15 protein-coding genes, 1 tRNA gene and 1 pseudogene are annotated in these 23,893 nt (G+C 60.4%); 13 read left to right on the forward strand and 4 right to left on the reverse strand.

Annotation, left to right across the window (positions count from 1 at the left end; translation table 11 throughout):
• Positions 1–53: 53 nt before the first annotated feature.
• Both EET67_RS22075 and EET67_RS22080 read right to left on the reverse strand, forming a co-directional pair.
• On the reverse strand, positions 54–746 hold the full coding sequence (locus EET67_RS22075; RefSeq protein ID WP_128628383.1) for a response regulator transcription factor: 693 nt from the start codon (positions 744–746) through the stop codon (positions 54–56).
• A complete protein-coding gene (locus tag EET67_RS22080) occupies positions 746–2,602 on the reverse strand; it encodes a sensor histidine kinase (protein WP_210211151.1) in 1,857 nt (618 codons plus the stop codon). Before EET67_RS22080 ends, EET67_RS22075 begins: the two co-directional genes overlap by 1 nt.
• 296 nt (positions 2,603–2,898) lie before the next feature.
• On the opposite strand from EET67_RS22080, the gene EET67_RS22085 reads away from it, so the two are divergent.
• The 11 genes and pseudogenes from EET67_RS22085 to EET67_RS22135 all read left to right on the forward strand — a co-directional run bounded on the left by EET67_RS22085 (position 2,899) and on the right by EET67_RS22135 (position 19,850).
• A complete protein-coding gene (locus EET67_RS22085; protein WP_128628385.1) occupies positions 2,899–4,614 on the forward strand; it encodes a tetratricopeptide repeat protein in 1,716 nt (571 codons plus the stop codon).
• Positions 4,615–4,795: 181 nt separating this feature from the next.
• A complete protein-coding gene (locus EET67_RS22090) occupies positions 4,796–7,525 on the forward strand; it encodes a decarboxylase (RefSeq protein WP_128628386.1) in 2,730 nt (909 codons plus the stop codon).
• Positions 7,526–7,585: 60 nt separating this feature from the next.
• On the forward strand, positions 7,586–9,277 hold the full coding sequence (gene aspT, locus EET67_RS22095) for an aspartate-alanine antiporter (RefSeq protein ID WP_128628387.1): 1,692 nt from the start codon (positions 7,586–7,588) through the stop codon (positions 9,275–9,277).
• A 68-nt stretch (positions 9,278–9,345) separates the two neighbouring features.
• Positions 9,346–10,965 (forward strand): bifunctional aspartate transaminase/aspartate 4-decarboxylase, encoded by a 1,620-nt coding sequence (locus tag EET67_RS22100; RefSeq protein ID WP_128628388.1) that lies wholly within the window; start codon positions 9,346–9,348, stop codon positions 10,963–10,965.
• A 52-nt stretch (positions 10,966–11,017) separates the two neighbouring features.
• Positions 11,018–12,712: an aspartate-alanine antiporter gene (gene aspT / locus EET67_RS22105; protein ID WP_128628389.1), complete on the forward strand. Its 1,695-nt coding sequence runs from the start codon at positions 11,018–11,020 to the stop codon at positions 12,710–12,712.
• 36 nt (positions 12,713–12,748) lie between these two features.
• The gene (locus EET67_RS22110) at positions 12,749–13,885 is read left to right on the forward strand and encodes a porin (protein ID WP_128628390.1); all 1,137 of its coding nucleotides are present in this window, start codon (positions 12,749–12,751) and stop codon (positions 13,883–13,885) included.
• Positions 13,886–14,211: 326 nt separating this feature from the next.
• Positions 14,212–15,588, forward strand: coding sequence for a DUF3300 domain-containing protein (locus tag EET67_RS22115; protein WP_128628402.1), 1,377 nt, complete (start codon positions 14,212–14,214; stop codon positions 15,586–15,588).
• Positions 15,589–15,608: 20 nt separating this feature from the next.
• On the forward strand, positions 15,609–16,577 hold the full coding sequence (locus EET67_RS22120) for a DUF2950 domain-containing protein (protein ID WP_425359541.1): 969 nt from the start codon (positions 15,609–15,611) through the stop codon (positions 16,575–16,577).
• Positions 16,578–16,659: 82 nt separating this feature from the next.
• Positions 16,660–18,429 (forward strand): SulP family inorganic anion transporter, encoded by a 1,770-nt coding sequence (locus EET67_RS22125; RefSeq protein ID WP_128628392.1) that lies wholly within the window; start codon positions 16,660–16,662, stop codon positions 18,427–18,429.
• 13 nt (positions 18,430–18,442) lie between these two features.
• Positions 18,443–19,324, forward strand: a pseudogene (ppk2, locus tag EET67_RS22130) (polyphosphate kinase 2); the annotation flags it as partial.
• Between the two features lie 64 nt (positions 19,325–19,388).
• Entirely contained in the window at positions 19,389–19,850 is a 462-nt protein-coding gene (locus tag EET67_RS22135) for a histidine kinase (protein WP_128628394.1), read from the forward strand.
• 499 nt (positions 19,851–20,349) lie between these two features.
• On the opposite strand, the gene EET67_RS22140 is transcribed toward EET67_RS22135, so the two are convergent.
• Both EET67_RS22140 and EET67_RS22145 read right to left on the reverse strand, forming a co-directional pair.
• Positions 20,350–20,424: transfer RNA gene (locus EET67_RS22140), tRNA-Glu, on the reverse strand.
• Between the two features lie 113 nt (positions 20,425–20,537).
• The gene (locus EET67_RS22145) at positions 20,538–20,918 is read right to left on the reverse strand and encodes a fimbrial protein (RefSeq protein ID WP_128628395.1); all 381 of its coding nucleotides are present in this window, start codon (positions 20,916–20,918) and stop codon (positions 20,538–20,540) included.
• Between the two features lie 24 nt (positions 20,919–20,942).
• Here EET67_RS22145 and EET67_RS22150 point away from each other — a divergent pair, with 24 nt between their 5' ends.
• Together EET67_RS22150 and EET67_RS22155 are read left to right on the forward strand one after the other, a co-directional pair.
• Positions 20,943–21,974, forward strand: a complete 1,032-nt coding sequence (locus EET67_RS22150) for an RluA family pseudouridine synthase (RefSeq protein ID WP_128628396.1) — start codon at positions 20,943–20,945, stop codon at positions 21,972–21,974.
• 321 nt (positions 21,975–22,295) lie between these two features.
• A complete protein-coding gene (locus EET67_RS22155) occupies positions 22,296–23,819 on the forward strand; it encodes an amidohydrolase (protein ID WP_165899997.1) in 1,524 nt (507 codons plus the stop codon).
• Positions 23,820–23,893: the final 74 nt, after the last annotated feature.

Consider the following 23,893-nt stretch of genomic DNA (forward strand, 5'->3'; position numbering starts at 1 on the left):
ATTGTCCTGGGGGACAGGCTGCTGCCACGCCTCAAGGCATGTCGGCCGATGTATCAGCCTCGGTCAGGACGTCCGTGATGCGGCTTGCCTGAGGGCGAAAGCGAGCTGACAGGCGGGTTATCTGTCGCCTGCTCGTGAAGCAAGACCCCGAGCCGCTCTGCCAAGGACACTAGCTCGGCGACTGTTCTGGCACCGAGCTTGTCAAAGATATGCTGTCGGTGGGCCTTGATCGTCCGTTCCGTTATTCCAAGCGCGTGTGCCGTCTGTTTGTTCAACTTGCCTCGAACGACATGATCGAACACCTCGCGCTCCCGCGGGGTCAGCTTATCAAACAATGACCGCGCGTCGCTGAGCCACTCCCGCTGCGTCTGGTCGGCGTAGTAGCGCTGGAACGCGCGCTCGATGCTGTCCACCAAGGCTGACCCGGATACCGGCTTTGTCAGGAAATCGTCGGCGCCTGCCTTTATTGCCCGCACTATCGTCGGAACGTCCCCATGGCCGGTGAGGAAGACGATCGGAAGAGAAGACCCAAGTTCCGCCAGCCGCGCCTGCAGGTCAGGTCCGCTCAGACCGGGCAGGCTGACATCCAGCAATATGCAGCCGGTTCCGATGCCGGTGCGAACCTGCTCCAGGAAACTGTCGGCAGACGGATACTCGGCAATCTCGTAGTCGCTCGCCCGCAGCAGGCGGCCGATCGCTGCACGAAATGACGGGTCATCGTCTACTATGTGGATCAATTGGCGCATCACATTGTGCCATCTGCTTGAACTAAGGGCAGCCGAACTCGGAATATGCTACCGCCGCCACTCTGGTTCTCGACGTGTATCGAACCGCCATGGGCCTCGACGATCGTGCGGGCGATCGACAGTCCCATCCCCATTCCGTGCACCTTTGTCGTATAAAACGGATCGAAGACATGGCCCAGCCTATCCGACGGGATGCCGGAACCGGAGTCTGAAACCGCAATCTGTGCGGTCGCCCCGTTGAGCCGCGCCGTGCCGACCGTGACGCGCCGCGATCCCTGCCGTGCGTCGCGGATAGCTTCGATGCCGTTCATGACAAGGTTCAGGACGACTTGCTGCAGCTCGATCAAATCGCCCCGGATTTTGAGCGGTTTCGGCTCAAGGTGCTGCATCAGGTTCACATCGCTCGCCGACGCTTGGACGGAGACGAATTTGAGAACCTCTTCTACCACATGGTTCAAGTCGACGTCCTGCATCTCGACCTGCGCCTTTTTCAACAGGCGGCGCAGCCTTGCTATAACCTCGCTCGCCCGCTCGGTGTTGCGCCTCACATCGGCCAGTATCTCCTTGATTTCCTCGATATCGGGCGTGGAAGAGCGAAGCAGCAATTCGGCTGTCTCCGCGTTGGCGAGGACCGCGCCGAGCGGCTGGTTGAGCTCGTGCGCAATCGATGCGGACAGTTCGCCCGCCGTCGCACGCCGGTTCACATGCGCCAGTTCGCTCAACCGGGCGCGCGCTTCGACTTCCGCCTTTCGCCGCCACCAATGCTCATAGAGCAGACCGGCGATGAGACCGCTCTGCAATAGAAGCACGACGATGGTGATCGCGATCTCCCAAGGATATTGCTGCCAGATGGGCAGGACACGATTCCGGATATCGCTGTCCGCCGGCAGGCGGCTTTCGTCCACGCCCCAGCGTTGCAGCTGTCTCCAATCGAAGACGAGCCTCAACGAGTTCCCCATTGTGACAGGGATGCCGGCCACGTTTTGGCCGTCGAGAACCTGAAGTGCGAGTTGCGCCGCCTCTTTTCCAATAAGCGACGGGATAGCCACATATCCACCAACGGCCCCCCGGCCGATATAGCTCTCCACCGGGGCTATAATTGGCCTGTTTGCCGTTCGAGCGATCATGCCGAGCGCGTCGGCTGGAGGAAAATATGTTCCGGCCCCGTCAGAATAGACGGCCGTGTAGAGTATGGCACAATCTTTCGGAAGGGATGCCACGCGATTGCGCAACTCCGCCATGGGCAGACTGGTCAGGTCGATCAGGTCCAGCTCGCGCGCGACGGCCGGCACCTCATCCTTAAAGTGTTTGAATACCAGCTGGTCCTCGAAACTGTCACCAACGACAGCGACGTGCCTGAGATTGGGCACGACCGCGCGCGCGGCCAAAACCATGTCCTCCAATCGCAGCCGCGTCATCTTGCCGGTGACGTCACCGGGCAGGGACAAGCTCTCGATCGTCGCTTCGTCGACGAACGCGAACACCACCGGGACGCCGGGCCACAGATGCGGACGCCAGCGGAGAGCGTAGTGGAGTGCTCCAGCTCCAACCGTGACGACGACCCCGATCGGCTTGTCTCGATATTTTGCGCTGAAGTGCCTCTCCAGGCTTTGCTCATATTCCTCGCCGCTGAAACGGCTGAGGTCCAGATTCTCGACATAAAGGGTGACCGGCGCCGTCGCGGGATCGTTTACCTCCGAGCGCAGGCCGTTGAAGATCGAGGCATAGAACGGCCCCCTCACATCCGATTGCTCAAGGACCAGGATTGATCGTGTTCGTGGCTCGGCGGCCGAAACTGCCGACGGAAAGAATGCGATGGAGCAGCCGATCATCCAAATGAGGACCGTTCCGTTCACAACATTTAGTCGTGGTCGGAATGATTGCTTCCAGCTTGCAACAGCAAACCTATCTGCGAACGCCGTAAGCCGTGAATGGTTCGCAAGCGAATTAAATTCGGCCATGATCAAGCAAGATTGTTCTCACTCTATCGGCCCCCTGGCGATGTTACTATGTACGTCGGTACAATGTCCCGGCGGACAACGTACATTTAGCCAATAGGAGTAGTCCTCCCGCGAGGCTAAGCTTGCGCCTGTTCTTAGGCAAGTCAACGGCGGTATCCGCCGCTGGTTCGATCGCGCTGCTGAGGGTCAGCATGACGTCCAGTGCAGAACTTCGCGTGATAACGGCTTCCGGAGATGGCTCTGAAGCGGTCATCTGCGCCGAAACGACGGCCTTCGAAGCTGTTTCGGCGGCGGAAATCCGGAAAGAGGTGCAACGAATCCTCTGCTCGGCCCAGTTCAATGCCTCCGAGCGCAATCGGCGCTTCCTCGAATACGTGGTCGAGGAAAAACTGGCGGGCCGGTCGGAGCGCATCAAGGCTTACACCATCGCGACCGTGGTGTTCGGGCGCGGTGTCCATTTCGATCCCCAACAGGACCCCGTCGTGCGCATGGAGGCCAGGCGGCTGCGCCGCTCGCTTGAACGCTTCTATCTGACTGAAGGCGAGCATGGCCCGGTCAGGATTACCGTGCCCAAAGGCGGATATGTGCCGGAGTTCCATGATTCGATGGCCTTGGCAGAGGCCGGAGTGGAAAACTCTTCCGCCGCGCCGCACAGCAGCGACTATGTCGCATCCGTCCTGGTCAAGCAGTTCGAAGTCGAAGGCGATCAGTCCATATTCCTGAGCTACGGGCACGGGCTGACGCGTCAGCTCATGATCGGGCTTTGTCGTTACCCGCACCTCTGCGTATTTGGATCAAGGTCGCACTCGCCGAGTGGACTTGCGCTCGACGAGTCGACGCTGCTGGCAGGGCCGAATGTCGATTACATATTGACTGGCAGCAAGGCGGTGGCAGCCGGCAGGCTGCATGTCGATGCAGTGCTTCTGGAGGCCAGAACGGGTCGTGTTCTTTGGGGGCAGAATTTCGAGAGGGAACTGCAGCCGAAGGGCATCTTGAACGTCCGCGACGACCTGGCAAACCTGATAGTGCGGACGTTGGCACAACCTTTCGGCGTGATCTTCGACCATAGAGCCCGGCAAGCCGTCGGAAGGGAACGCCCGGCCCTCACCACGTTCGACTGCATGGTTCTGTTCCACCAGTATCGCCGGTCGTATCGCAGGAAGCTCTACTGGTCGGCTCGCGAGAGCCTTGAACGCGCTGTTGCCTCGGATTCGGATTGCGCCGAGGCATTCGCCTGCTTGTCCCACCTCTACACCGACGGCCATCGGTTCGGGTTAGCGTCGGAAGAACCGTCTGACGGACTGCGCCAACGCGCGACCGCGCTTGCTCACAAGGCCATCGAAATAGCGCCCGATTCAAGCTGCGGCTATCACGCACTGGGACTGGCATATTGGTTCCAGCAGGACGTGGAAGCGAGCCTTCGGGCAACCCAGACCGCTCTTGCGCTCAACACAAATGCCGCCGAGGTGGCAGCTGACCTCGGCCTCCATTGGTCGTTGCTTGGCGTGTGGGAGCGAGCGCTCCCCCTCCTCGATAACGTATCGTTAATGAACCCTGTCCACGGCGCAACTCATTGCGCCGGGCTTTGCCTCGATCATTTCGTCGCCGAGCGCTTCGAGCAAGCCCTTGCCTCAGCAAGGGAAATTCCTCTGCCTGTCGCCTATGGTCACGCCTTGAGAGCCATCTCTCTGGTACGCCTTGACCGGAGGGAAGAGGCAGCCGATGCGGTCAGGTGCATTCTCGACATCGATTCACAGTATGGTGAGGACGTGTTGCCTGATTTAGGCGGTGGCAATCTGCACCCCGATCTGGCTGACAGGGTCGCAGAAGCGCTCGGTGACGCCGGCCTTGCAAGGGAAAGGCATAGCTATGCCCTTGGTAGCGCCACAGCGCCGAAGCTACGGTAACTTACTCTCCTGATTCTTGATCCGGTCAGGTCCTCCCTACACATTTCTCAGCGAGAACCGCGGTGCCCGGGGCTCGCCTTGACGCCACGTTTCCGTTTGGACGCGAAGGCGAGGAAAGAACCGCTACAGACGCCGCACCAATACATACGGCGCGATGAGCGATCTCGGAAGGGAGCACGTCATGGTCAAGGGCCGTGAGACGGAAAATCGCCAGCAGCGTATCGACCATTTCTTCTCAATGCCTGCGGCGCGTGCCGACAGGTGGCGGGATCTCACCGCAATCGCCAACGATTGGTCCGCCGGCGCGGCCAATCGATCTTCGGTCGAAGCGGCCCTCAGTGCTCTCGGCGCGATCGAGGAGTACCACGCCTTTCCTGGCCGTCGGCTTATGTCCAAACTGGCCGAGCGCCTGCATGCAGGCTCTGCCGAATCTTTTGCCGAACTTGCCCGTCGGCTCTCCAGATCGGTCGTCACCCGCCAGTACAAGCACGATTCAGCCGATTGGCGCAGCGATGACTCTGCCGCCGCGTCGGAGAACGCGTTTGTCGAAACGTTAGAGAGCGGTGGAAGCCGGCGTCCATATTTCGAGATGCTTCTGGTTACGCCCGAAGCCGCGATGCGCAGTTCACTAACCGACGAAATGCGGCGGCTGCGGCGGCCAGAAGACGCCTTCATCTATGAAGCCGTACAGGTCGCGTCTTTCGAGGACGCGATAAGCGCAGCAATTATCAATCCGGCGATCGCGGCGGTGACCATCTACGAAGGTTTCGCCCAGAAATCCCTGCATGACGCGCAGACCTTGCGCAACTTTCTTGGCGCCACGGGTTTCGGATCCCCCGAAGTGGGCGAGCGGGACCGGCCTCTTGCACTGGCGAACGCCCTGAAACGCATCCGGCCCGAGCTTGACATCTATCTGCTCTCGGATCGTCGGGTGGAAGCGGTGGCGGGCGACCCACGTGCCGCAGCGGTGCGCCGCGTGCTCTATTCGGTGGAAGAACTGCTGGAGCTCCACCTCACCGTCATGGAGGGGATAGCAGCACGGTTTCGCACGCCCTTCTTCGACAATCTGAAGAAATACGCGATGCGCCCGATAAGCACGTTTCACGCCTTGCCGATCGCGCGTGGCAAGTCGGTGCTGAAGTCGGACTGGATCCGCGACATGGGCGAATTCTACGGCTTGAACCTGCTGCTGGCGGAAAGCAGCGCAACGACGGGCGGGCTCGACAGCCTTCTTGAGCCTACCGGCAATATCAAGCAGGCGCAGGACATGGCTGCGCGCGCCTTCGGAGCCGACCGCGTCTTCTTCGTCACCAATGGCACCAGCACTTCGAACAAGATGGTGCATCAGGCGCTGGTCGCGCCCGGCGATATCGTCATTCTCGACCGCAACTGCCACAAATCCCATCATTACGGTCTCGTGCTGGCCGGCGGGCAGCCTCTCTATGTCGAGGCGTTCCCCATGACCGAATACTCGATGTACGGCGCGGTCCCGCTGGCGAGCGTCAAGAAAGCGCTGCTCGACCTGAAGGATGAAGGCCGTCTCGATCGCGTGAAGATGGTTGACCTAACCAACTGCACCTTTGACGGGCATATCTACAACACCCGGCGGGTCATGGAGGAATGTCTGGCAATCAAGCCCGACCTGATCTTCCTCTGGGATGAGGCATGGTTTGGCTTCGCCCGCTTCTCGCCCTTCCTGCGAACCCGGACGGCGATGGGCGCTGCGGCCGAGATCGAGAGCTGGATGCGCGATCCGAAATCGGTCGAAGACTACGAGCGCCAGCAGGCAGGGCTCGGAAAGTCGCCGTCGCGCGAAACACTGCTCGCAACCCGCTTGATTCCCGATCCGAGGCAGATTCGCCTGCGCGTCTATCAGACGAACTCAACGCACAAATCGATGTCGGCCTTGCGTCAGGGATCGATGATCCTGGTGAAGGACGTCGACTACTTTACCGTGGAATCGCAGTTTCGCGAGGCCGTCTTCACACATGCCTCCACCAGCCCCAACCAGCAGCTGATCGCGAGCCTGGACGTCGCGCGGCGGCAGATGGAACTGGAGGGATACGGCCTCGTCGCCAATGCGATTGAAATCGCGCTCGCCATACGCCGCGAGGTAAATTCGCATCCGTTGATCTCGAAATACTTCAAGGTGCTCGGCGCCGACGCAATGATCCCGGCCGAGTTCCGTAGCAGCGGATTCGTCGACTTCCTGCACCCAGGCGTCACCTGGGTGGACCAGGTGCGCAGCATGCACGAGGACGAATTCTGCCTCGATCCCACCCGCATGACGCTCGTCTGCGGAACTGCGGGCTTCGACGGAACCGAATTCAAGGGGCTGCTGGCAAACACCTATGACATTCAGCTCAACAAGACGTCCCGCAATTCGGTGCTGCTGCAGTCCAACATAAACAACACGCGCAGCGACATCGCGCACCTGATCCGTGTCCTGCTTGAGATTTGCCATGGCATCGAGACGCAGCTCGCGCAGGGTGGCGAGGCCGGTCGCGCAGCGTTTGACAAGCGCGTGAAGTCGCTCATGCACGATGTCCCCGAACTGCCGAACTTCAGTCGGTTTCACCAGACTTTCAGGGGCGATGCCGGCAAGAAGACGCCCGAAGGCGACATGCGCACGGCCTTTTATGGCGGCTACAACCCGGCCGCCTGCGAATATGTGCCGCTGAACTCCGAGGCGTGCGACCGGCGGCTGAAGGATGGGCCGGAAATGGTTTCCGCCAACTTCGTCATCCCCTATCCGCCTGGCTTTCCGATCATGGTGCCAGGCCAGGTGATCACCGGCGAAACGATCGATTTCATGCGCAAGCTCGATGTCAAGGAGATCCATGGCTACGAGCGGACCAAGGGCTTGAAGCTCATCAAGCCCCAAATCGTGGCGGCGAAGACGGTTAGATGAAAATGGACCCCAGCAACCCGAAAACCCACGCAAGCCGCAGCCTCGTCGCAGGAGGGGATCATGTTTGAATGGTTTGCAAACACGCTTCGCCAATATCCCGAAATTGCTATCTTCCTATCTTTGGCCCTGGGATATTACTTTGGTTCTTTTACTTATAAGGGCCTCGGCCTCGGAGCGGTAACAGCGACGCTGATCGCCGCCGTGATCATCGGGCAACTTGGAATCGAGGTTGCCGGCCCGCTGAAGCCATTCTTCTTCCTGATGTTCCTGTTCGCCGTGGGCTACGGGGTGGGGCCGCAATTCGTCCGAGGCATCGCAAAGGATGGACTGCCGCAGGCGATTTTTGCGGTTATCGTATGCGTGTTCTGCCTGCTCGGTGCATATCTCGCCGCCATTTTCGCCGGTTACGACGTCGGCTCAGCGGCCGGGCTCTATGCCGGATCCCAGACGATTTCGGCGTCGATGGGTCTCGCGACCGATGCCATCAATCGACTTGGCCTGCCTGCAGAGCAAACCAGGAACCTGCTCGATGCGATGCCGGTCGCATACGCCGTCACTTACATCTTCGGCACGATCGGCTCAGCCGTCATCATCGCGTTGATAGGCCCGGCTCTGCTCGGCATCGATCTCGAAACCGCATGCAGGAAATACGAGGAAAGTCACGGCGGAAAGAAGGCGGTCGGCGGTCCCGGCACTGCGTGGCATCAGTTCGAGCTGCGAGCTTACCGCGTGCGGAAGGACGGACAAATAGCCGGCAAGACGGTCATTGAGGCGGAGCGGCTCCTGCCCGAACAGCGGATTTATCTTCAGCGCATCAGGCGCGGCGATGAAGTGATGGACGCAACTTCGGACACTGTGATCCAGGAAGGCGACATCGTATCGACGGTCGGTCGGCGCGAGATCCTGGTTGGTCTGATCGGTACGGCAGCCGAGGAAGTCGATGACCGCGAATTGCTGGCGGTACAGACGGAAGGTGTCGACGTCTATGTTACGAGCAAGGAAGCTGACGGGCGGACGCTGGCCGAGTTGGCGCAGACCCCTTGGGCGCGTGGTGTTTTTCTGCGGAAAATCACGCGCGGAGCGACTGCGACCGATATTCCTATCCTCCCTGACACGCAGATCAACCGCGGCGACATCCTCACCCTTGTCGGACGCATCCAGGACGTTACGCGCGCAACCAAGGCCCTGGGCTATCCAGACCGGGCGACGGACGTCGCTGACGTAATGTTCATCGGCGCGGCAATCTCGATCGGCGCTCTCCTGGGTGCACTCGTCTACAATATCGGCGGCGTGCCCCTCACCCTTTCCACTTCCGGGGGAGCCTTGATTGCCGGCCTCTTCTTCGGATGGCTTCGCTCGGTGCGCCCGATGTTCGGCCGCATACCTTCGCCTACCGTATGGTTCATGAATTCGGTCGGTCTCAACGTGTTCATCGCTATCGTCGGCATCGCCTCCGGTCCGAAGTTCATCGCCGGGCTTCAGCAACTCGGCTTTGGCCTGTTCCTGTGGGGTATTTTCGCAACGACTCTACCGCTCGTTCTGGCGATGTATGTCGGCAAATATCTGTTCCGCTTCGATGACGCCATCCTGTTGGGTGCTGTCTCGGGGGCACGCACCACCACGGCTTCGCTCGGGATGGTCAATGACCGTGCCAAGAGCCAGATCCCTGGCCTTGGCTACACCGTCACCTACGCGGTCGGGAATACGCTTCTGACAATCTGGGGAATGGTGATCATCATCCTGCTGACATAGGCGCTGATCGGCGCGCTTGATGATGATCATCACCCTGTCAATGCCCCACTGGACCCAGGGAGTGAGCCATGACTGAACTGCTGACCCTTCGCAAATTCGAAACTCTCGGCCCGTTCGAGATCAAGAACGAACTGATCGGCTTGGCCAAGGCCGCGTCCCGTCTCGCCCAGTCATCGTTCTTGAACGCAGGCCGCGGCAATCCCAACTGGATCGCTACCGAGCCGCGAGAAAGTTTCTTCCTGCTTGGTCAATTCGCCATCACCGAGAGCAAGAGCGTGATGGATATTGCCCCCGGCATCGGCGGTATGCCGCGGGTGAACGGCATCGCCTCGCGTCTGGAGGCATGGCTTACCAAGCATGACGATATGCCCGGTGCTGCCTTCCTGTCCGCGATGGTGAATTTCGCGATCGAGAAGTTCTCGTTCGACCGCGATGCCTTCGTGCATGAACTGGTCGATTCCATCATCGGCGACAACTATCCCGTCCCCGACCGCATGCTGGTCCACAATGAGCGGATCGTGCACGAGTATCTCATGTGGGCGATGTGTGGCCAGCCCCGTCCGTCCGGCAAGTTCGATATCTACGCCGTCGAGGGCGGCACGGCGGCAATGTGCTACATCTTCAAGTCGCTCAAGGCCAATCGCCTGCTGTTTCCCGGCGACACGATTGCGCTCGGTACGCCGATATTCACGCCCTATCTCGAGATGACCCACCTCGAAGACTACAATCTCAAGGTGGTGAACATTGCCGCGCCGCAGGAGAACCGGTTCCAATACACGGACCAGGAACTGAAAAAGCTTGAGGATCCGAAGGTGAAGGCGTTCTTCATCGTGAATCCGGGAAATCCCACCGGTATGGGAATGAACCGGGAGACGATCACGAAAATCGCCGATCTCGTCAAAACAAAGCGTCCGGACCTAATGCTTCTGACCGACGACGTATACGGAACCTTCGTCGACGATTTCCGCTCGCTTATGGGCGAACTCCCCCGCAATACGATCGGTGTATATTCCTACTCCAAATATTTCGGCTGCACCGGTTGGCGGCTTGGCGCAATCGCGATCCACGAGGACAACATCTTCGACGAGAAGATCGCCCAGTTGCGGGACGAATACGTAAAGGCGCTGGACAAGCGCTACGGGCCGATCACACTGGAACCACGCAAACTCAAATTCATCGATCGGATCGTCGCGGATAGCCGCGACATCGGCCTCAATCATACCGCCGGCTTGTCTCTGCCTCAGCAAGTGATGATGACCATGTTTTCGCTTTACGAGCTGATGGACGTGGACAAGCGGTACCAGAAGGCGTGCATGGAGATCGTGCATAAGCGGTTCCGGTCGCTGATCGAAAGCCTCGGGCTCCAGTTGGAGCCAAATGCCCACTACAACGGTTACTATGGCTTGATCGACTTCGAGTTCTGGGCGCGCAAGAACATCGGTGACGAGGCGGTGGACTACCTCAAAAAGCACGTCCATCCGCTTGACCTTGCGTTTCGCCTCGCCGAAGACCATGGCACCGTCCTGTTGAACGGTGGCGGGTTCGAGGCGCCGCAGTGGTCGTTGCGCGTCTCGCTCGCCAACCTGCCCGACGAGGCATACGACGCAATCGGCCGGGGCGTACGAACGATCGCGCGCGGCTATCGCGATGCCTACCAAGCGGCGAAGACGGCGGCGGCAAAGCAGTGAGCGAACCGTTTCGAACCTACCGCGCGACACTCCGGCCGGGTGGTAGGTTCTGATGCTGCCCTGGCTGGAGCAATTCCTGGTCCGCTATCCCGAGCTGGCGCTCTACCTGGCGATCGCCATCGGTTACTATATCGGCAATATTAAGTTCGGGACCTTCTCATTCGGCCCGGTGACCGGCTCGCTCTTCGCTGGAATCTTCATCGGTCAGTTTGCCCATGTGCCCGCTTCGCCGATGACGAAGTCCTTCCTGTTCCTGCTCTTTCTGTTCGGAATAGGATACTCGGTCGGCCCCCAGTTCCTCCAGACGTTGCGGAGGGACGGGCTGAAGTCGGTGCTGCTTGCACTGGTCTGCACGCTGGCGGGGCTGGCAACGGCGTTTGCAGTGGCGCAGGTCCTCGATCTTGACGCCGGATTTGCAGCCGGCCTGCTCTCCGGCGCCCTGACGCAAAGCGCTGCCATGGGCACTGCCACCGAAGCCATCGGCGCCCTTCCGATGGCTGAGGCAGATCGCGTCCAGCTCGTCGCTCACGTGGCTGTGGCGGATGCTGTCTGCTACCTGTTCGGCGCCGTAGGAGCGATCTGGTTTTGCAGCGTCGTCGGTCCGAAGCTGTTGAACGTCGACCTCGTGGCGGAGGCCAAGGAGCTTGAGCGCAAGCTCGGCATCGAGCGTGAGACGCCGGGCGCGGTATCAGGCTATCGCCAGTTCGAGATCCGGGCCTATCGAGTGGCAGCTGACGGTATGGCAGTGGGCAAGTCGGTACCGGAAGCCGAAAACCTGGTTCCACAGGCCCGCGTCTTCATCATGCGCATCAGGCGCCACGGCGAACTCATCGAAGTCCATCCCGGCCTGGTGCTGGAAGCAGATGACGTCGTCGCCGTGACCGGTCGTCATGAAGCGATCGTAAGGCTGATAGGAGCCCGCGCCGAGGAGGTCGAAGACAGCGAGCTGCTGACGGTCCCGTTCCTCGTCAGCCGGATTCTCCTCACCAAGATGGCTGGCAAGACCATCAAGGAGGCAGCAAACCAGGACTGGGCGCGCGGACTCTATCTGCGCTCGATCAGTCGAGGAGGCGTCGACGTGCCGCTCGCGCCGGACCTGGCGCTGGAGCGGGGCGATATCCTGACCCTCGTCGGCCCCGAGCCTGTAGTGACCCGTGCCGCCTCGCATCTCGGCTCCGTGATCGCTCAGACGACGGCGACGGATTTCATCGTACTTGGACTGGCAATTTTCCTCGGCGGCCTGGTAGGCACGCTCTTGCGGTTTCCGATGGGCGGTGTCGTCGTTTCGCTGGGGACGAGCGTCGGCGCCCTGATCGCCGGCTTGGTGGTCGGGCACCTCAGGACCCGTCATCCGCTGTTCGGGCGAATTCCGGACGGCGCCATTGCGCTCATGACTTCGCTAGGCTTGGCAGCTTTCGTCGCGATGACCGGACTGCATGCCGGGCCGGTTTTCATCTCGGCCATCAGGGAGGTCGGGATCGGCCTCTTGCTCGGGGGCGCAGTGGTGACGCTGACGCCTCTGCTCGTCGGGTTGCTCTTTGGCCGTTACGTGCTGCGAATGAACCCTGTGCTGCTTCTGGGCGGCATCGCAGGGGCACTGACGATGACGGCGGCAATGGCTGCCGTCCAGACACAGTCGCAAAGCCCGGTCGCTGTGTTGGGCTACACACCGGCATATCCCATTGCCAATATACTTTTAACTCTGTGGGGAACGGTGATAGTAATTGCTACGGGGGTTCCTGCTTGAGTCTACCGAGTTATTTCGGAGAGAGGGAAGTCGGTGATGAGGGATAACGCCGCGAAGTCGCCCGCGATCACGGGGCTGATTCTGCTAGGGATTGCATTTTCGTCCGGATCGGCGATGGCCGACGGTTTAAAGCCGATTGAATACACATTCGGCGACGGGACGGTTATCAGATTGTCCGGCCAGATAAATATGGGTGTGCTCAGATACGACGACGGTCAGGAAGTCGACACCAATTTCGTAGACAATGACAACTCCGGTACGCGAGCCCGTTTGCAACTCTTTACAGTCCGAGGTGACTGGAAATTCGAATCCACCTTCGAGGTCGAATACCAGCCGCTGGCATCAAACGACGTCAGCCAATTCAACCACAGGCCGAACTGGGACTTCGGGCAACGGAATATCCGCAAGGCTGAGATCGCCTTTGCCAATGAGCGTTTCGGCAAGATCTGGCTGGGTCAGGGAAGCACGGCCAGCGACGGCACCGCCGAAGTCGATAAATCGGGAACGGGTATTATCGCCTATTCCAGCATTCCGGATACTTCTGGAGGCTATTTCTTCCGATTCCAAGATGATGGTCTGTCGGACATTCAGGTTGGCGACGCCTTCTCGAACTTCGATGGGCTGGGACGCAAGTTCCGGATCCGGTATGATACGCCGACATTCAACGGGTTCGGCCTGCGCACCTCTTACGGCGTCGACTGGCTCGCCGACGATCCGGAAGGGATGTACGATGTAGCCGCTACCTACACGGGTGATTTTGACGCTGTCGCGCTGGAGGGTGCAGTCAGCTGGTCGCACAATGAGGCGAGCGATACCGATCTGCTCGCCGCGTCGGTTTCCGGACTGCACAAACCGACCGGGATCAGCCTGACGCTTGCCGCGGGCCAGGAGGATACGGACGCGCCTTCAGGCTATTACGGCTATGCGAAACTCGGCTACGAGAGGGACTTTTTCGATATCGGTTCCACGGCTTTTTCGATCGACTATTATCTTGGAAAGGATATCGCAGCCGCCGATTCCGAAAGCCGTTCCTTCGGCCTGGCCGCGGTCCAGAACATAGACAAGGCAAACCTCAAGCTATGGCTCCTGTGGCGAGATCACGACTACGACGATAGCAATGGCGAATACGAGGACGGCCAGGCAGTCTTCGGCGGTGCCCTGTTTAGGTTCTGACTGACGCCGAACCCTGCCGCAAGACATCGACGCCCGAGACTTGGTAATGTCCTCAGCAGACTGTCCGGGGGGCATTAGTATTGTGCTGGCGCCGAGTCGGACAAAGCGAACCATCGTCTCCGCCGCAGATTGGCGAGCAAGCTACGGTAACTTACCCCTAGACCCTTGAACTCTGTCCCTGACCGGCGACAATCGGCCTGAGTGAACAACTGGTTGCGGAATCCGCGCTGGTCACCGTCGCCGTCAAAATGCCTGACCCGTCCAGGCGGTGGCAAATATGCCCCGGCGAGCTCGCTACCTCGTAGGTGTAAAGTGTCATGTCGCTTATGTCCCGCTCGAGCGCAGCCCAAGTAGTCGCGATCGCACTCGTGCTAACGGCAGCCATCTCGGCAACGGCCTCCGCGCAGTCGCAGCCGCAGCCGGCCACCGCTGCGGCGACCGCATCCCCGGCCAAGGCGCCGGAACCGCTGTCTGATGACGAACTTGAAGTCCTGGTCGCCCGATTTGCGCTCTATCCGGACGAACTGGTCGCTCTGGTCTGCGCGGCCTCGCTGTTTCCGCTGCAGATCGTGGAGGCTGAACGCTTCCTGGAGAAGCGGGCAAAGGACAAGACGCTGGAACCCAAGGACAGTTGGGACGGCAGTGTGATCTCGCTGCTCAACTATCCCGAGGTCGTCAAGATGATGAGTGAGGACCTGGATTGGACGCAGGCCTTGGCGGACGCGCTGACCAATCAGCAAAAGGACGTCCTCATCGCCATCCAGCAGCTGCGCGAGGAAGCCGTCGCCAAGGACATCATCAAGAGCGACGACAAGATCAAGGTGGTCGGGAGCGGCGACAACATCGTTATACAGCCGGTCAACGCCGAGACCATCTATGTGCCGCGCTACGAGCCTGAGATGCTCTATGAGACCGGCTATGCGCCAGCCCCGATCTCCTACTACTCTGAGCCCTATCCAAGTTATTACTACCCAACTGCCGGATTCTGGGCTGGCGCGGTAACCGGAGCCTTCTTTGGCGCGATCGTCGACTGGGACGACTGGGGCGTCTGGGGCGGTGACTGGGACGGCGACGTCGACATCGACTGCAACGGGTGTCTCAACAACATCAACGGCAAGGTGAACTGGAAAGATGTCGACTGGAAAAACGTCGACCGCTCCAAGCTTAAGATCGATAGGGACCAGTTGGCCAAACTCGATCGCACGTCGATCAGAAATGGCATCAAGGCTGACGGCCGGAACTCGATCCGGACGAAGGCATCGGATGTCAGGAACCAGCGGGCAAGCGATCTGTCCCGCAAGGCAGAGCTGGGCAAGGATGTACGCAAAAGCGCACTGGCCGATCCCCAAAGGAGATCGAGCGATCTGAGCAGGGCCAATGTGCAGAAGTCCAAGGCGAAAGCTCGTTCAAAGTCTGGAACTCAGAAAGCCACCAGGTCGAGCGGAAAGAAAGTTGCCAGCCGTGCGTCCGGAAAGCCGAAAGCCGGCGCCCGTGTTGATCGTCGCCCGAGCAAGCCCTCCGGACTGGGCAATGTGAACCGCGGTAAAGTGGCCAAGGTAAGCTCGAGCCGCGGGCGCCAGAGCATGGGTGGCGGCTATCGGGGCGGCGGCCATCGAGGTGGCGGCCATGTCATGCGCAGCGGCGGGCGTCCTGGCGGCGGCGGTGGGATGCGCGGCGGTGGTGGTGGCGGGCGGCGGCGCTGACTTCAACGGGAAACAGTACAATGAGGCGCTCTCTCATGACTTTGCATCGAGGCGTAGCCGGTCTTGTCGTCGCGTTGATATTGCCAGCGGCCGTGGTGTCGGCCCAGGAAAAGGCTGATATATCGCCTGGAGAGCCGATCGGCATTTCCTCCTACGCAGCGACCGATCAACCGCCAGCATTCGACAGTTCCGAAGCGGCGATTGACGCGTTCAAGGCAGCGCTTGCCGCTGACGATGTCAACGCCCTTGCAAGGCTGCTTGGGCTCGATGCCGGGAAGCTCAAGGCCGACGAGAATACTATCTCGGTTTATGCGCAGATCCGCGAAGCCGCCACCAAGCAATTCAAGGTCCAGGATTTTGAAGATCGCAAGCTGCTTAATCTGGGTCCCAAGCTGTGGCCCTTTCCCTTTCCGCTAGTCAAGGGCGACGATGGAAAGTGGGCCTTCGATACCGCCGCGGGGCTCGAGGAGATCGTCAACCGGCGCATCGGAGAGAACGAACTCCAGGCCATCGCGACGTTGCGCGAATATGTCGATGCACAGAGGGAATACGCCGCGCAGGACCGGGACGGCGACGGTGTCCTGGAATACGCGCAGAAACTGGTCAGCAGCGAAGGCAAGACTGACGGATTATACTGGCCGGCAGGACCGGATGAAGATGATAGCCCGGCTGGTGGCTTCGCAGACCAGGCAGCGCTCGACAAGGCAAAGCAAGGCGAAGGCTACTTCGGATACAGGTTCCGCATTCTGACCAGACAAGGCGACAACGTCGCCGGTGGCAGTTACGACTACGTCATCAACGGCAACATGATCGGAGGCTTTGCGCTCCTCGCCTGGCCGGTCACATATGAAGAGACCGGCGTCAGCACCTTTTTGGTCAACCATAACGGCACGGTCTACCAGGCCGATCTCGGCCCCTCGACAGAAGCGACCGTCAAATACATCGAAAGCTTCAATCCCGACGAGGCCTGGAGTGTCGTGAACGACTGAAAGGACGGGACGCCGAGCGGGCCGCGAATAAGCCACGTCGGTGCCGGATGCGCCCAAGAAAAGCGCTCTGCAGGTCAGGTCAATGAGTAAGGCCGAAACAGTATCGACCAGCAGCAAAGCCGTGAACGGTACCGCGTGGCGTTTCCCGGTGCTGACAAGTCTTGCAGGGTATCAGGCAAGCTGGTTGCGCAACGATGTCTCTGCGGGTTTTGCCATTGCGGCGGTCGGACTGCCAAGCGCAATAGCTTACCCGGCGATCGCCGGCCTACCTCCGGAGACAGGGATCTACGCCAGCATCTCGCCGCTCGTCGCCTACGCGCTTTTCGGCCCCTCCCGACAGCTCATTGTCGGCCCGGACGCGGCGACGATGACCGTTTTGGCAGCGGCCCTGGCAGCCATCATGGCAAGCTTGCCCGCTGCCACGGTTGCAGACCGGACTACGATTGCCGCTGCCCTGGCCCTTGGAGTAGGGCTGCTCTGCCTGCTGGCACGCCTGCTTCGGCTTGGCGTCGTGGCAAACTTCCTGTCCCGCCCGATCCTTATCGGTTTCTTTGCCGGCATCTCGCTTTCGATCCTGATCGGCCAGATCAACCGGTTTACCGGGCTGGATATCCAGTCCGACGGCTTGGTGGGCCCGATCGTCGAGCTCGCCGGCAAGCTCGGGTCGATACATTGGCCGACACTGCTGGTCGGTTTGTCGATGTTCGTACTGTTGCAGGCAGCGCGGTTCTGGCATTTCCCGGTTCCCGGGCCGGTCCTGGTGGTCATCATCTCCGTGGCGCTCTCTGCAGCCTTCGACTTCGAAGGTCGGGGCATCGCGGTTGTCGGCAATATCCCCTCGGACCTGCCTTCGCTCTCCTGGCCGTGGATCGCGAATCTCCCTCCCGACACATTCGCGCTGGGGGCGGCGGCAGTTTTTCTCGTGAGCTTCGGGTCTGGCGTAGTCACAGCGCGAAGCTTCGGCGCCAGAGGCGGCTACTCGGTCGATCCGAACCGGGAATTGGTCGGATTCGGCGCTGCGAACATCGCCGCCGGCCTCTTCGCCGCCTTTCCCGTGAGCGGCTCTGATTCCCGCACCGCGGTCAACATGATGATCGGGGGGCGCTCGCAGGTGGCAAGCCTCGTGGCGGCCTTGGCGCTGGTAGCCACTGTGCTTTTCCTGGGGCCCGCGTTGCGCGTGCTGCCGGTCGCAGCGCTGGGTGCCATCCTGGCCGCCACGGCACTCAATCTCATAGACCTGGCTGCCTTGAGACAGCTCTGGCGGATCAGCCGCATGGAGTTCGCCTTCGCACTCATTGCCATGTGGGGGCCTATAGGTCTCGGCGTCCTCAACGGCGTCGTCATCGCGATCGGCGCCACGCTCGTCTATCTTCTGCGCAAGCTCATGTATCCGCGCGACGCGATGCTCGGTCGCGTCCCCGGACGCGACGGGTTTTACAAGCTGCATCGAATTGCCGAAGCGCACCCCATCCCCGGATTGGCCATATGCCTGGTCCAGGGCAGCCTTCTCTTCTTCAACACCGATTACGTGAAGGCACGCTTGCGGACCATCGCCGACGGGCTGCCGGCCGATACTCGCTGCCTGCTGATCGACGCGGGTTCGATCCCGCAGGTGGACAGCTCGGCGGCGGCAATGCTTACGGATTTTCACGCCGAGTTGGGCAGACAGGGCATAGCCCTCGGCCTGGCGGAACTCCATGCGGAGGCGCGCGCGCTGCTCGAACGGGCAGGTGTGCTCGAGCGGATTGGTTCCGCGATGGTTTTCGACAGTCTTGAGGATGCCCAGAGGGCCTTTGAGCTCAAGCAATCAACCGCTGACACAGACGATCGCATCCGCAGCGGCATCAGGTGATCGGGAGAGAGACATGAGCAGCAACAAAGAGCACAAAAGGAACAACTATCACCACGATGACGGCAGTGCCGATCGCGAGCTTTCTGCCGTTGCGGAGGCCGACGCCCAATCGCAGCCGGTCAAGAAAAAGAAATCGGGTGGCCGGTATGGAAAAAAGCTCGCCAAGTTGCAGATCGAGCTTGCTTACCTGCAAGCCTGGGTGAAGTCCTCCGGGGCGCGTATCGTGATCATCTTCGAAGGACGCGATGCGGCCGGGAAAGGCGGGGTGATCAAGCGCATCGTTGAGCGGCTCAGTCCGCGCGTGTTCCGGGTTGTCGCGCTGCCGGCGCCCACGGATCGGGAGAAGAGCCAGATCTACATGCAGCGCTACATCCACCAACTGCCGGCTGCCGGGGAGGTCGTGATATTCGACCGCTCCTGGTACAACAGGCCCGGTGTCGAGCGCGTGATGGGCTTTTGCAGCGAGAAGAAGGCACGCCGCTTCCTCGAATTGGCGCCGCGTTTCGAGGCTGCCATCGTCGAAAGCGGCATAACCCTGCTCAAATATTTCCTGGACGTGAGCGAAGAGGAGCAAGAGAAGCGTTTCCGCCAGCGGATCGATGATCCCCTGCGGCAGTGGAAACTGAGCCCGATGGACATAGAATCATATCGGCGCTGGTGGGACTACACGCGCGCCTACAACGAGATGATCCGCGCAACGGACACGGAGCATGCCCCTTGGTGGATCGTTCCCTCCGATGACAAGGAGCGAGCCCGGGTCAACTGCATCGCGCATCTGCTCAGTTCGATCCCCTATCAACGTGTCGAGTTCCAGAAGCCTAAGCTGGGTAAACGGCAGAAGCGACCCGACGACTTCGTGGAAGACGCGTATCCGCGCCGCGTGGTGCCGGAGGTGCTGGAGTACGCGAGTTCCGATGATCAGCCCGTGCTCCACTCTCTTTCCAACGGAGGAAGTTCAAATGCCGGACATCCACAAGACCGATACGCCGCCGAGCGCCGAGCAGCTTCGGATGATGCTGCTTCAGGAGCAGATGGAGGAAGCGAACAAGTTTGAAAAGCAAAAAGCCAAGGAGCAGGAGAAGCTCGCGGCTTTTACTGAGGACTTTCTGAAAAATCAGGTCACGGAAAACGAGATCGCGGTGGTTCGCCGTCTCGTCATGAACGCCGGCAAGGCCGGCAAGTTCGAGGCAATGGTTTATAGTTTCCCTTCCGACCTCTGCACCGATAGCGGACGAGCCATCAACAGCGGTGATCCAAGATGGGCTGACACGCTGCAGGGAAAGGCGAAGGAATTCTATAATCGATTCCTCGAACTCGGGAAACCACAAGGCTTCAAGCTCAAGGCCATGATCGTAACCTTCCCAGGTGGTATTCCCGGCGATGTCGGCTTTTTTCTGAACTGGGCACCGGATTCCAAATAGGCTTGGCTGCGCCTTCGTCAGTGACTTGTGATCATCAAGAGGCAGGGAACGGATGGCTGAAGTGATTGCGATCGATCCACGCCACGCGATCGAAGCGGAGGCGCACGATGCATTTCAGGAGTGCCTGGGGCAAGCGCGCGAACGGCGGCTGGCGTCTTCTCGCAGCCATGCGGTGAACGCACGAATGCTTGGATCATCCTTCCGGTCCTTGCGATAATGAAGGCAGAACGGAGATCCGCATTCGCGGCTTCACCGCAAAGCCGCTTCAGGCGGCTGTGGGCGATGTCCTTGTCGATGAAACCCAGCCGACCGAACCTGCTTTCTCGATAAGCTGGGTAATGACCCACCCGAACTCAAGCTGGCCTATGCCCGGCTCGTCGTCCAGCAGGTTAGGTCGAGGGCAAGGAAATCCGTACAAGGCTCAAAAGCAGCCCTGGCACGCGCTGTATCTCACGGTGCGACAGGAAATCCGCCTAAAGTTCTCTCATTTGTTCGGGAATGGTACGCCCAAGGGGAATCGAACCCCTGTTTGCGCCGTGAGAGGGCGCCGTCCTGACCGCTAGACGATGGGCGCAGCCGAGAGGCGCGATATAGGCTGGCCATCGGGAAAATGCAACCGGCTTTCTGCGCTACCGGTTGAATCCGTTGGATCAACCCCAAACCGGCCTGCCATGGCTGCTGTCTTTCTTACTGCGTCTTCAGCGTCAGCTTGCCAACGATACGCCGCTCGCTCATGTCATAAAGGAAGATGGCGCGGCTGCCGTCTTCAAGCTCGGCATCGATCGAGACGCGGTTTCCCGCCAGCGCATGCGACAACACCTTCGCGCCGGCCGGCAGCATTATGTCGCCGCTGATGAAGGAATCCTCGGCCGAGGACGGTACGGTCGCACCATTGGCCGCAACCGGCGTATCGCCGCTGGTCTTGTAGACAACGGCCGCCAGCACCGCCATAAGGGCGACGAACAAGAGGCCGATATTGATGACGGCAAAGCGCAGCAATTTGCGGCGAACCTTTTCCACCGCCGGGTCGAGCGGCTTGTCGGCGTCATCTGGTATTTGCGTGGCCATGGCGTCCTTGGTCCGGAAGGGATGATGCGCGAACCTGATAGCGAAGCCGGCAGCTCTTTGAAAGGCCTGCGCGCCGAAGCCGATGCCGCAGGCTCGCGCCTCGACCAGTGGCTGGCCGCACAACTCGGCGGAGATTTCTCCCGCAGCCGCCTGCAGGCGCTGATCCGCCAGGGTGCGGTGCGCCTCAACGGCAGGGTCGTGGACGAGCCGAAGCGCAAGCTGGCCGCCGGCGACGTGATAGAACTGGAACTGCCGCAGGCCGAGCCGGCCGAGCCTCAGGCGGAAGCCATCGCGCTTGCTGTTCTTTACGAGGATGAAGATCTGATCGTCATCGACAAGCCGGCCGGGCTTGTCGTCCATCCCGGCGCCGGCAACTGGACCGGCACGCTGGTCAATGCGCTGATCCATCATTGCGGCGACAGCCTGTCGGGCATCGGCGGGGTGAAGCGGCCGGGCATCGTGCACCGGCTCGACAAGGACACCAGCGGCGTCATGGTGGCGGCCAAGACCGATCGCGCCCATCGCGCCCTGTCGGAGGCCTTTGCCGACCATGGCCGCGAGGGCGACCTCGAGCGCGCCTATGTCGCGCTGGTCTGGAACATTCCGGTACGACTGACCGGAACCATCGATGCCGCTTTGGGTCGCGCCGCCGACCGGACGCGGCGCGCCGTGGTGCCGGGCGAGCGTGAGGACGCGCGCCATGCGCTCACCCACTACACCGTGCTCGAACGCTATGGCCAGGCCGGCGGGAAAGACTCCGCGCCTGCCGCTCTGGTCGAGTGCCGTCTGGAGACCGGCCGCACGCACCAGATCCGCGTGCATATGGCCCATATCGGCCATCCGCTGGTCGGCGATCCGGCCTATGGGCTGTCCTTCCGCACCAAGGCAAACCGCCTGCCCGAACCGCTGAAGGCGATGGTGACCGGGCTCACACGCCAGATGCTTCATGCAAGGTTGCTGGCATTCCGCCACCCCTCCACCGGTGAGATAATGCGCTTCGAGGCTCCGCTGCCGGCGGACATGGCCGAAATCGTCGAGGGTTTTCGGCGGATATAGGGGCCCGGCCCGACTGCCAGCGAGATACCCGGCCCGGCGCCGAAATCGCAAAATCCGGCCTCACCAATTATCGGCAAACTGGAATCAATGATTTCAGAAACTGGACATATGAGTTGCTGTCCCCAGAACTGAATATGGCTGTGTCGTAAAAGGGGGTGATTACGTTTCGATCGTTACGTTCGGATAAGCTTTTGCAATGGAGGAGAAATGCGGAAGTCAATTCAAATAATAACGCTTGCCAGCAGCGTTGCAGTTTCTTCGTTGATCTGCTCTCAAGCTATCGCAATAGAGCAGATATATTTTGGCGGCCCCATTGTTACGATGAAAGATTCCGCCCTGTTTGCCGAAGCAATTGCGGTGGACGAGGGCCGAATCGTAGCTGTCGGCTCCAAGGAAGACATCGAGGCACTGGCCGACGACGCAACCGAGCGGGTCGACCTGCAGGGCAAGACGCTCATGCCTGGCTTCATCGATCCGCATGGACATATGATGTCGGCGGGGACAGCGGTGCTGAGCCAGGCGGATCTCAATCCGCCGCCAATGGGGAAAGTCACCGACATGGCAGGATTGATTGCCAAGCTCAAGGAGCACGGCGATTCGAACCCGGACGCCGCCGTGGTCCGCGGGAGCCGTTATGACGACACGCTGATCGCGGAGAATCGCCACCCGACACGCGAGGACCTCGATCAGGTGAGCACCACGCGCCCTGTGGTTGTCACGCATATTTCCGGCCACGTCACGGTTGGAAACTCAAAAGCGCTGGAAATGGCCGGCGTTACGGCAGAGACGAAGGATCCGGATGGGGGCCGCATCGCAAAAGATGCAAATGGCCAACCGAATGGAGTCATGGAAGGCAATGCGGGCGCACTGCTGCGCAAGCTGATCCCCAAGGACACCAAGGAAGACGAGCTTGCCGCGATCCGAAAGGGTTCGGAAATGTGGGCGGCTGCCGGTTTCACCACGGCAAACGACCAGTTCGGAGATCCGGCCATAATCGACGCCTACAAGAAGGCGATCGACGACGGCGATTTCAAGGTCCGCCTCACCTATTGGCCGCGCGTCACCACCATCGAAGCGGCGAGCAAATTCCCCACGGTGAAATCGGGAACCGATGTAAGCGAGGGGCGCAACCTCATCCACCAGGGCCCGCTCAAGCTGGTCATCGACGGCTCGCCCCAGGGCTATACGGCGCATTTCTCCCAGCCCTATATGACGCAACGCGCTCATGACCACGGCGATTACAAGGGCTTTTCCTACTGGGACGACCGCAAGGCCTTCTTCTCCTTCGTCAAAAGGCTGCACCGCGACGGCTGGCAGATGACGACGCATGCCAATGGCGATCAGGGCATCCAGGACATTCTCGATGCCTATTCGGCGGCGCAGCGGACCTATCCTCGCAATGATGCCAGGCACACGATCCAGCATGCGCAGTTCACGCGGCCGGACCAGCTTGTCCAGATGGCGGCGCTGAACGTCAATCCAAGCTTCTTCATCGGTCATACATTCTACTGGGGCGACCGACACAAGAACGTGTTCTTCGGAAAGGCGCGGGCAGAACATATCAGCCCGATGAAGGGGGCACTTGAACACAAGCTGATCCCAACCACCCACACCGACACCTGGGTCACTCCCATTGACGGTATCCAGATGATCTGGTCGTCGGTGAATCGTGTTTCCACCAGCGGCGACACAATCGGCGAAGGACAGCGCATCGATCCGCTGGACGCAATGAAGGCCATCACCGTCAACGCGGCGTGGCAGTATTTCCAGGAGGACATCAAGGGTACCATCGAACCCGGCAAGCTGGACGCCCGCATTAACCTCGCGCGGTTGGTGATTTCGTGATTCAATCTGGCCGTCATGATTTGGAGGCGGGACGATGGAACAGAGGTCGCTATTCGGGCTTTCGGAGCATCTTG

Origin of the sequence: Borborobacter arsenicus, assembly GCF_003934165.1 — a bacterium.
Taxonomy (GTDB): domain Bacteria; phylum Pseudomonadota; class Alphaproteobacteria; order Rhizobiales; family Rhizobiaceae; genus Pseudaminobacter; species Pseudaminobacter arsenicus.

Bases quoted from the DNA above. Each gene is read 5' to 3' on its own strand.
- EET67_RS22075 (WP_128628383.1), bottom strand. From the start codon at position 746: ATGCGCCAATTGATCCACATAGTAGACGATGACCCGTCATTTCGTGCA.
- EET67_RS22085 (WP_128628385.1), top strand. From the start codon at position 2,899: ATGACGTCCAGTGCAGAACTTCGCGTGATAACGGCTTCCGGAGATGGC.
- EET67_RS22090 (WP_128628386.1), top strand. From the start codon at position 4,796: ATGGTCAAGGGCCGTGAGACGGAAAATCGCCAGCAGCGTATCGACCAT.
- aspT (WP_128628387.1), top strand. From the start codon at position 7,586: ATGTTTGAATGGTTTGCAAACACGCTTCGCCAATATCCCGAAATTGCT.
- EET67_RS22100 (WP_128628388.1), top strand. From the start codon at position 9,346: ATGACTGAACTGCTGACCCTTCGCAAATTCGAAACTCTCGGCCCGTTC.
- aspT (WP_128628389.1), top strand. From the start codon at position 11,018: ATGCTGCCCTGGCTGGAGCAATTCCTGGTCCGCTATCCCGAGCTGGCG.
- EET67_RS22110 (WP_128628390.1), top strand. From the start codon at position 12,749: ATGAGGGATAACGCCGCGAAGTCGCCCGCGATCACGGGGCTGATTCTG.
- EET67_RS22115 (WP_128628402.1), top strand. From the start codon at position 14,212: ATGTCCCGCTCGAGCGCAGCCCAAGTAGTCGCGATCGCACTCGTGCTA.
- EET67_RS22120 (WP_425359541.1), top strand. From the start codon at position 15,609: ATGAGGCGCTCTCTCATGACTTTGCATCGAGGCGTAGCCGGTCTTGTC.
- EET67_RS22125 (WP_128628392.1), top strand. From the start codon at position 16,660: ATGAGTAAGGCCGAAACAGTATCGACCAGCAGCAAAGCCGTGAACGGT.
- EET67_RS22135 (WP_128628394.1), top strand. From the start codon at position 19,389: ATGCCGGACATCCACAAGACCGATACGCCGCCGAGCGCCGAGCAGCTT.
- EET67_RS22145 (WP_128628395.1), bottom strand. From the start codon at position 20,918: ATGGCCACGCAAATACCAGATGACGCCGACAAGCCGCTCGACCCGGCG.
- EET67_RS22150 (WP_128628396.1), top strand. From the start codon at position 20,943: ATGCGCGAACCTGATAGCGAAGCCGGCAGCTCTTTGAAAGGCCTGCGC.
- EET67_RS22155 (WP_165899997.1), top strand. From the start codon at position 22,296: ATGAAAGATTCCGCCCTGTTTGCCGAAGCAATTGCGGTGGACGAGGGC.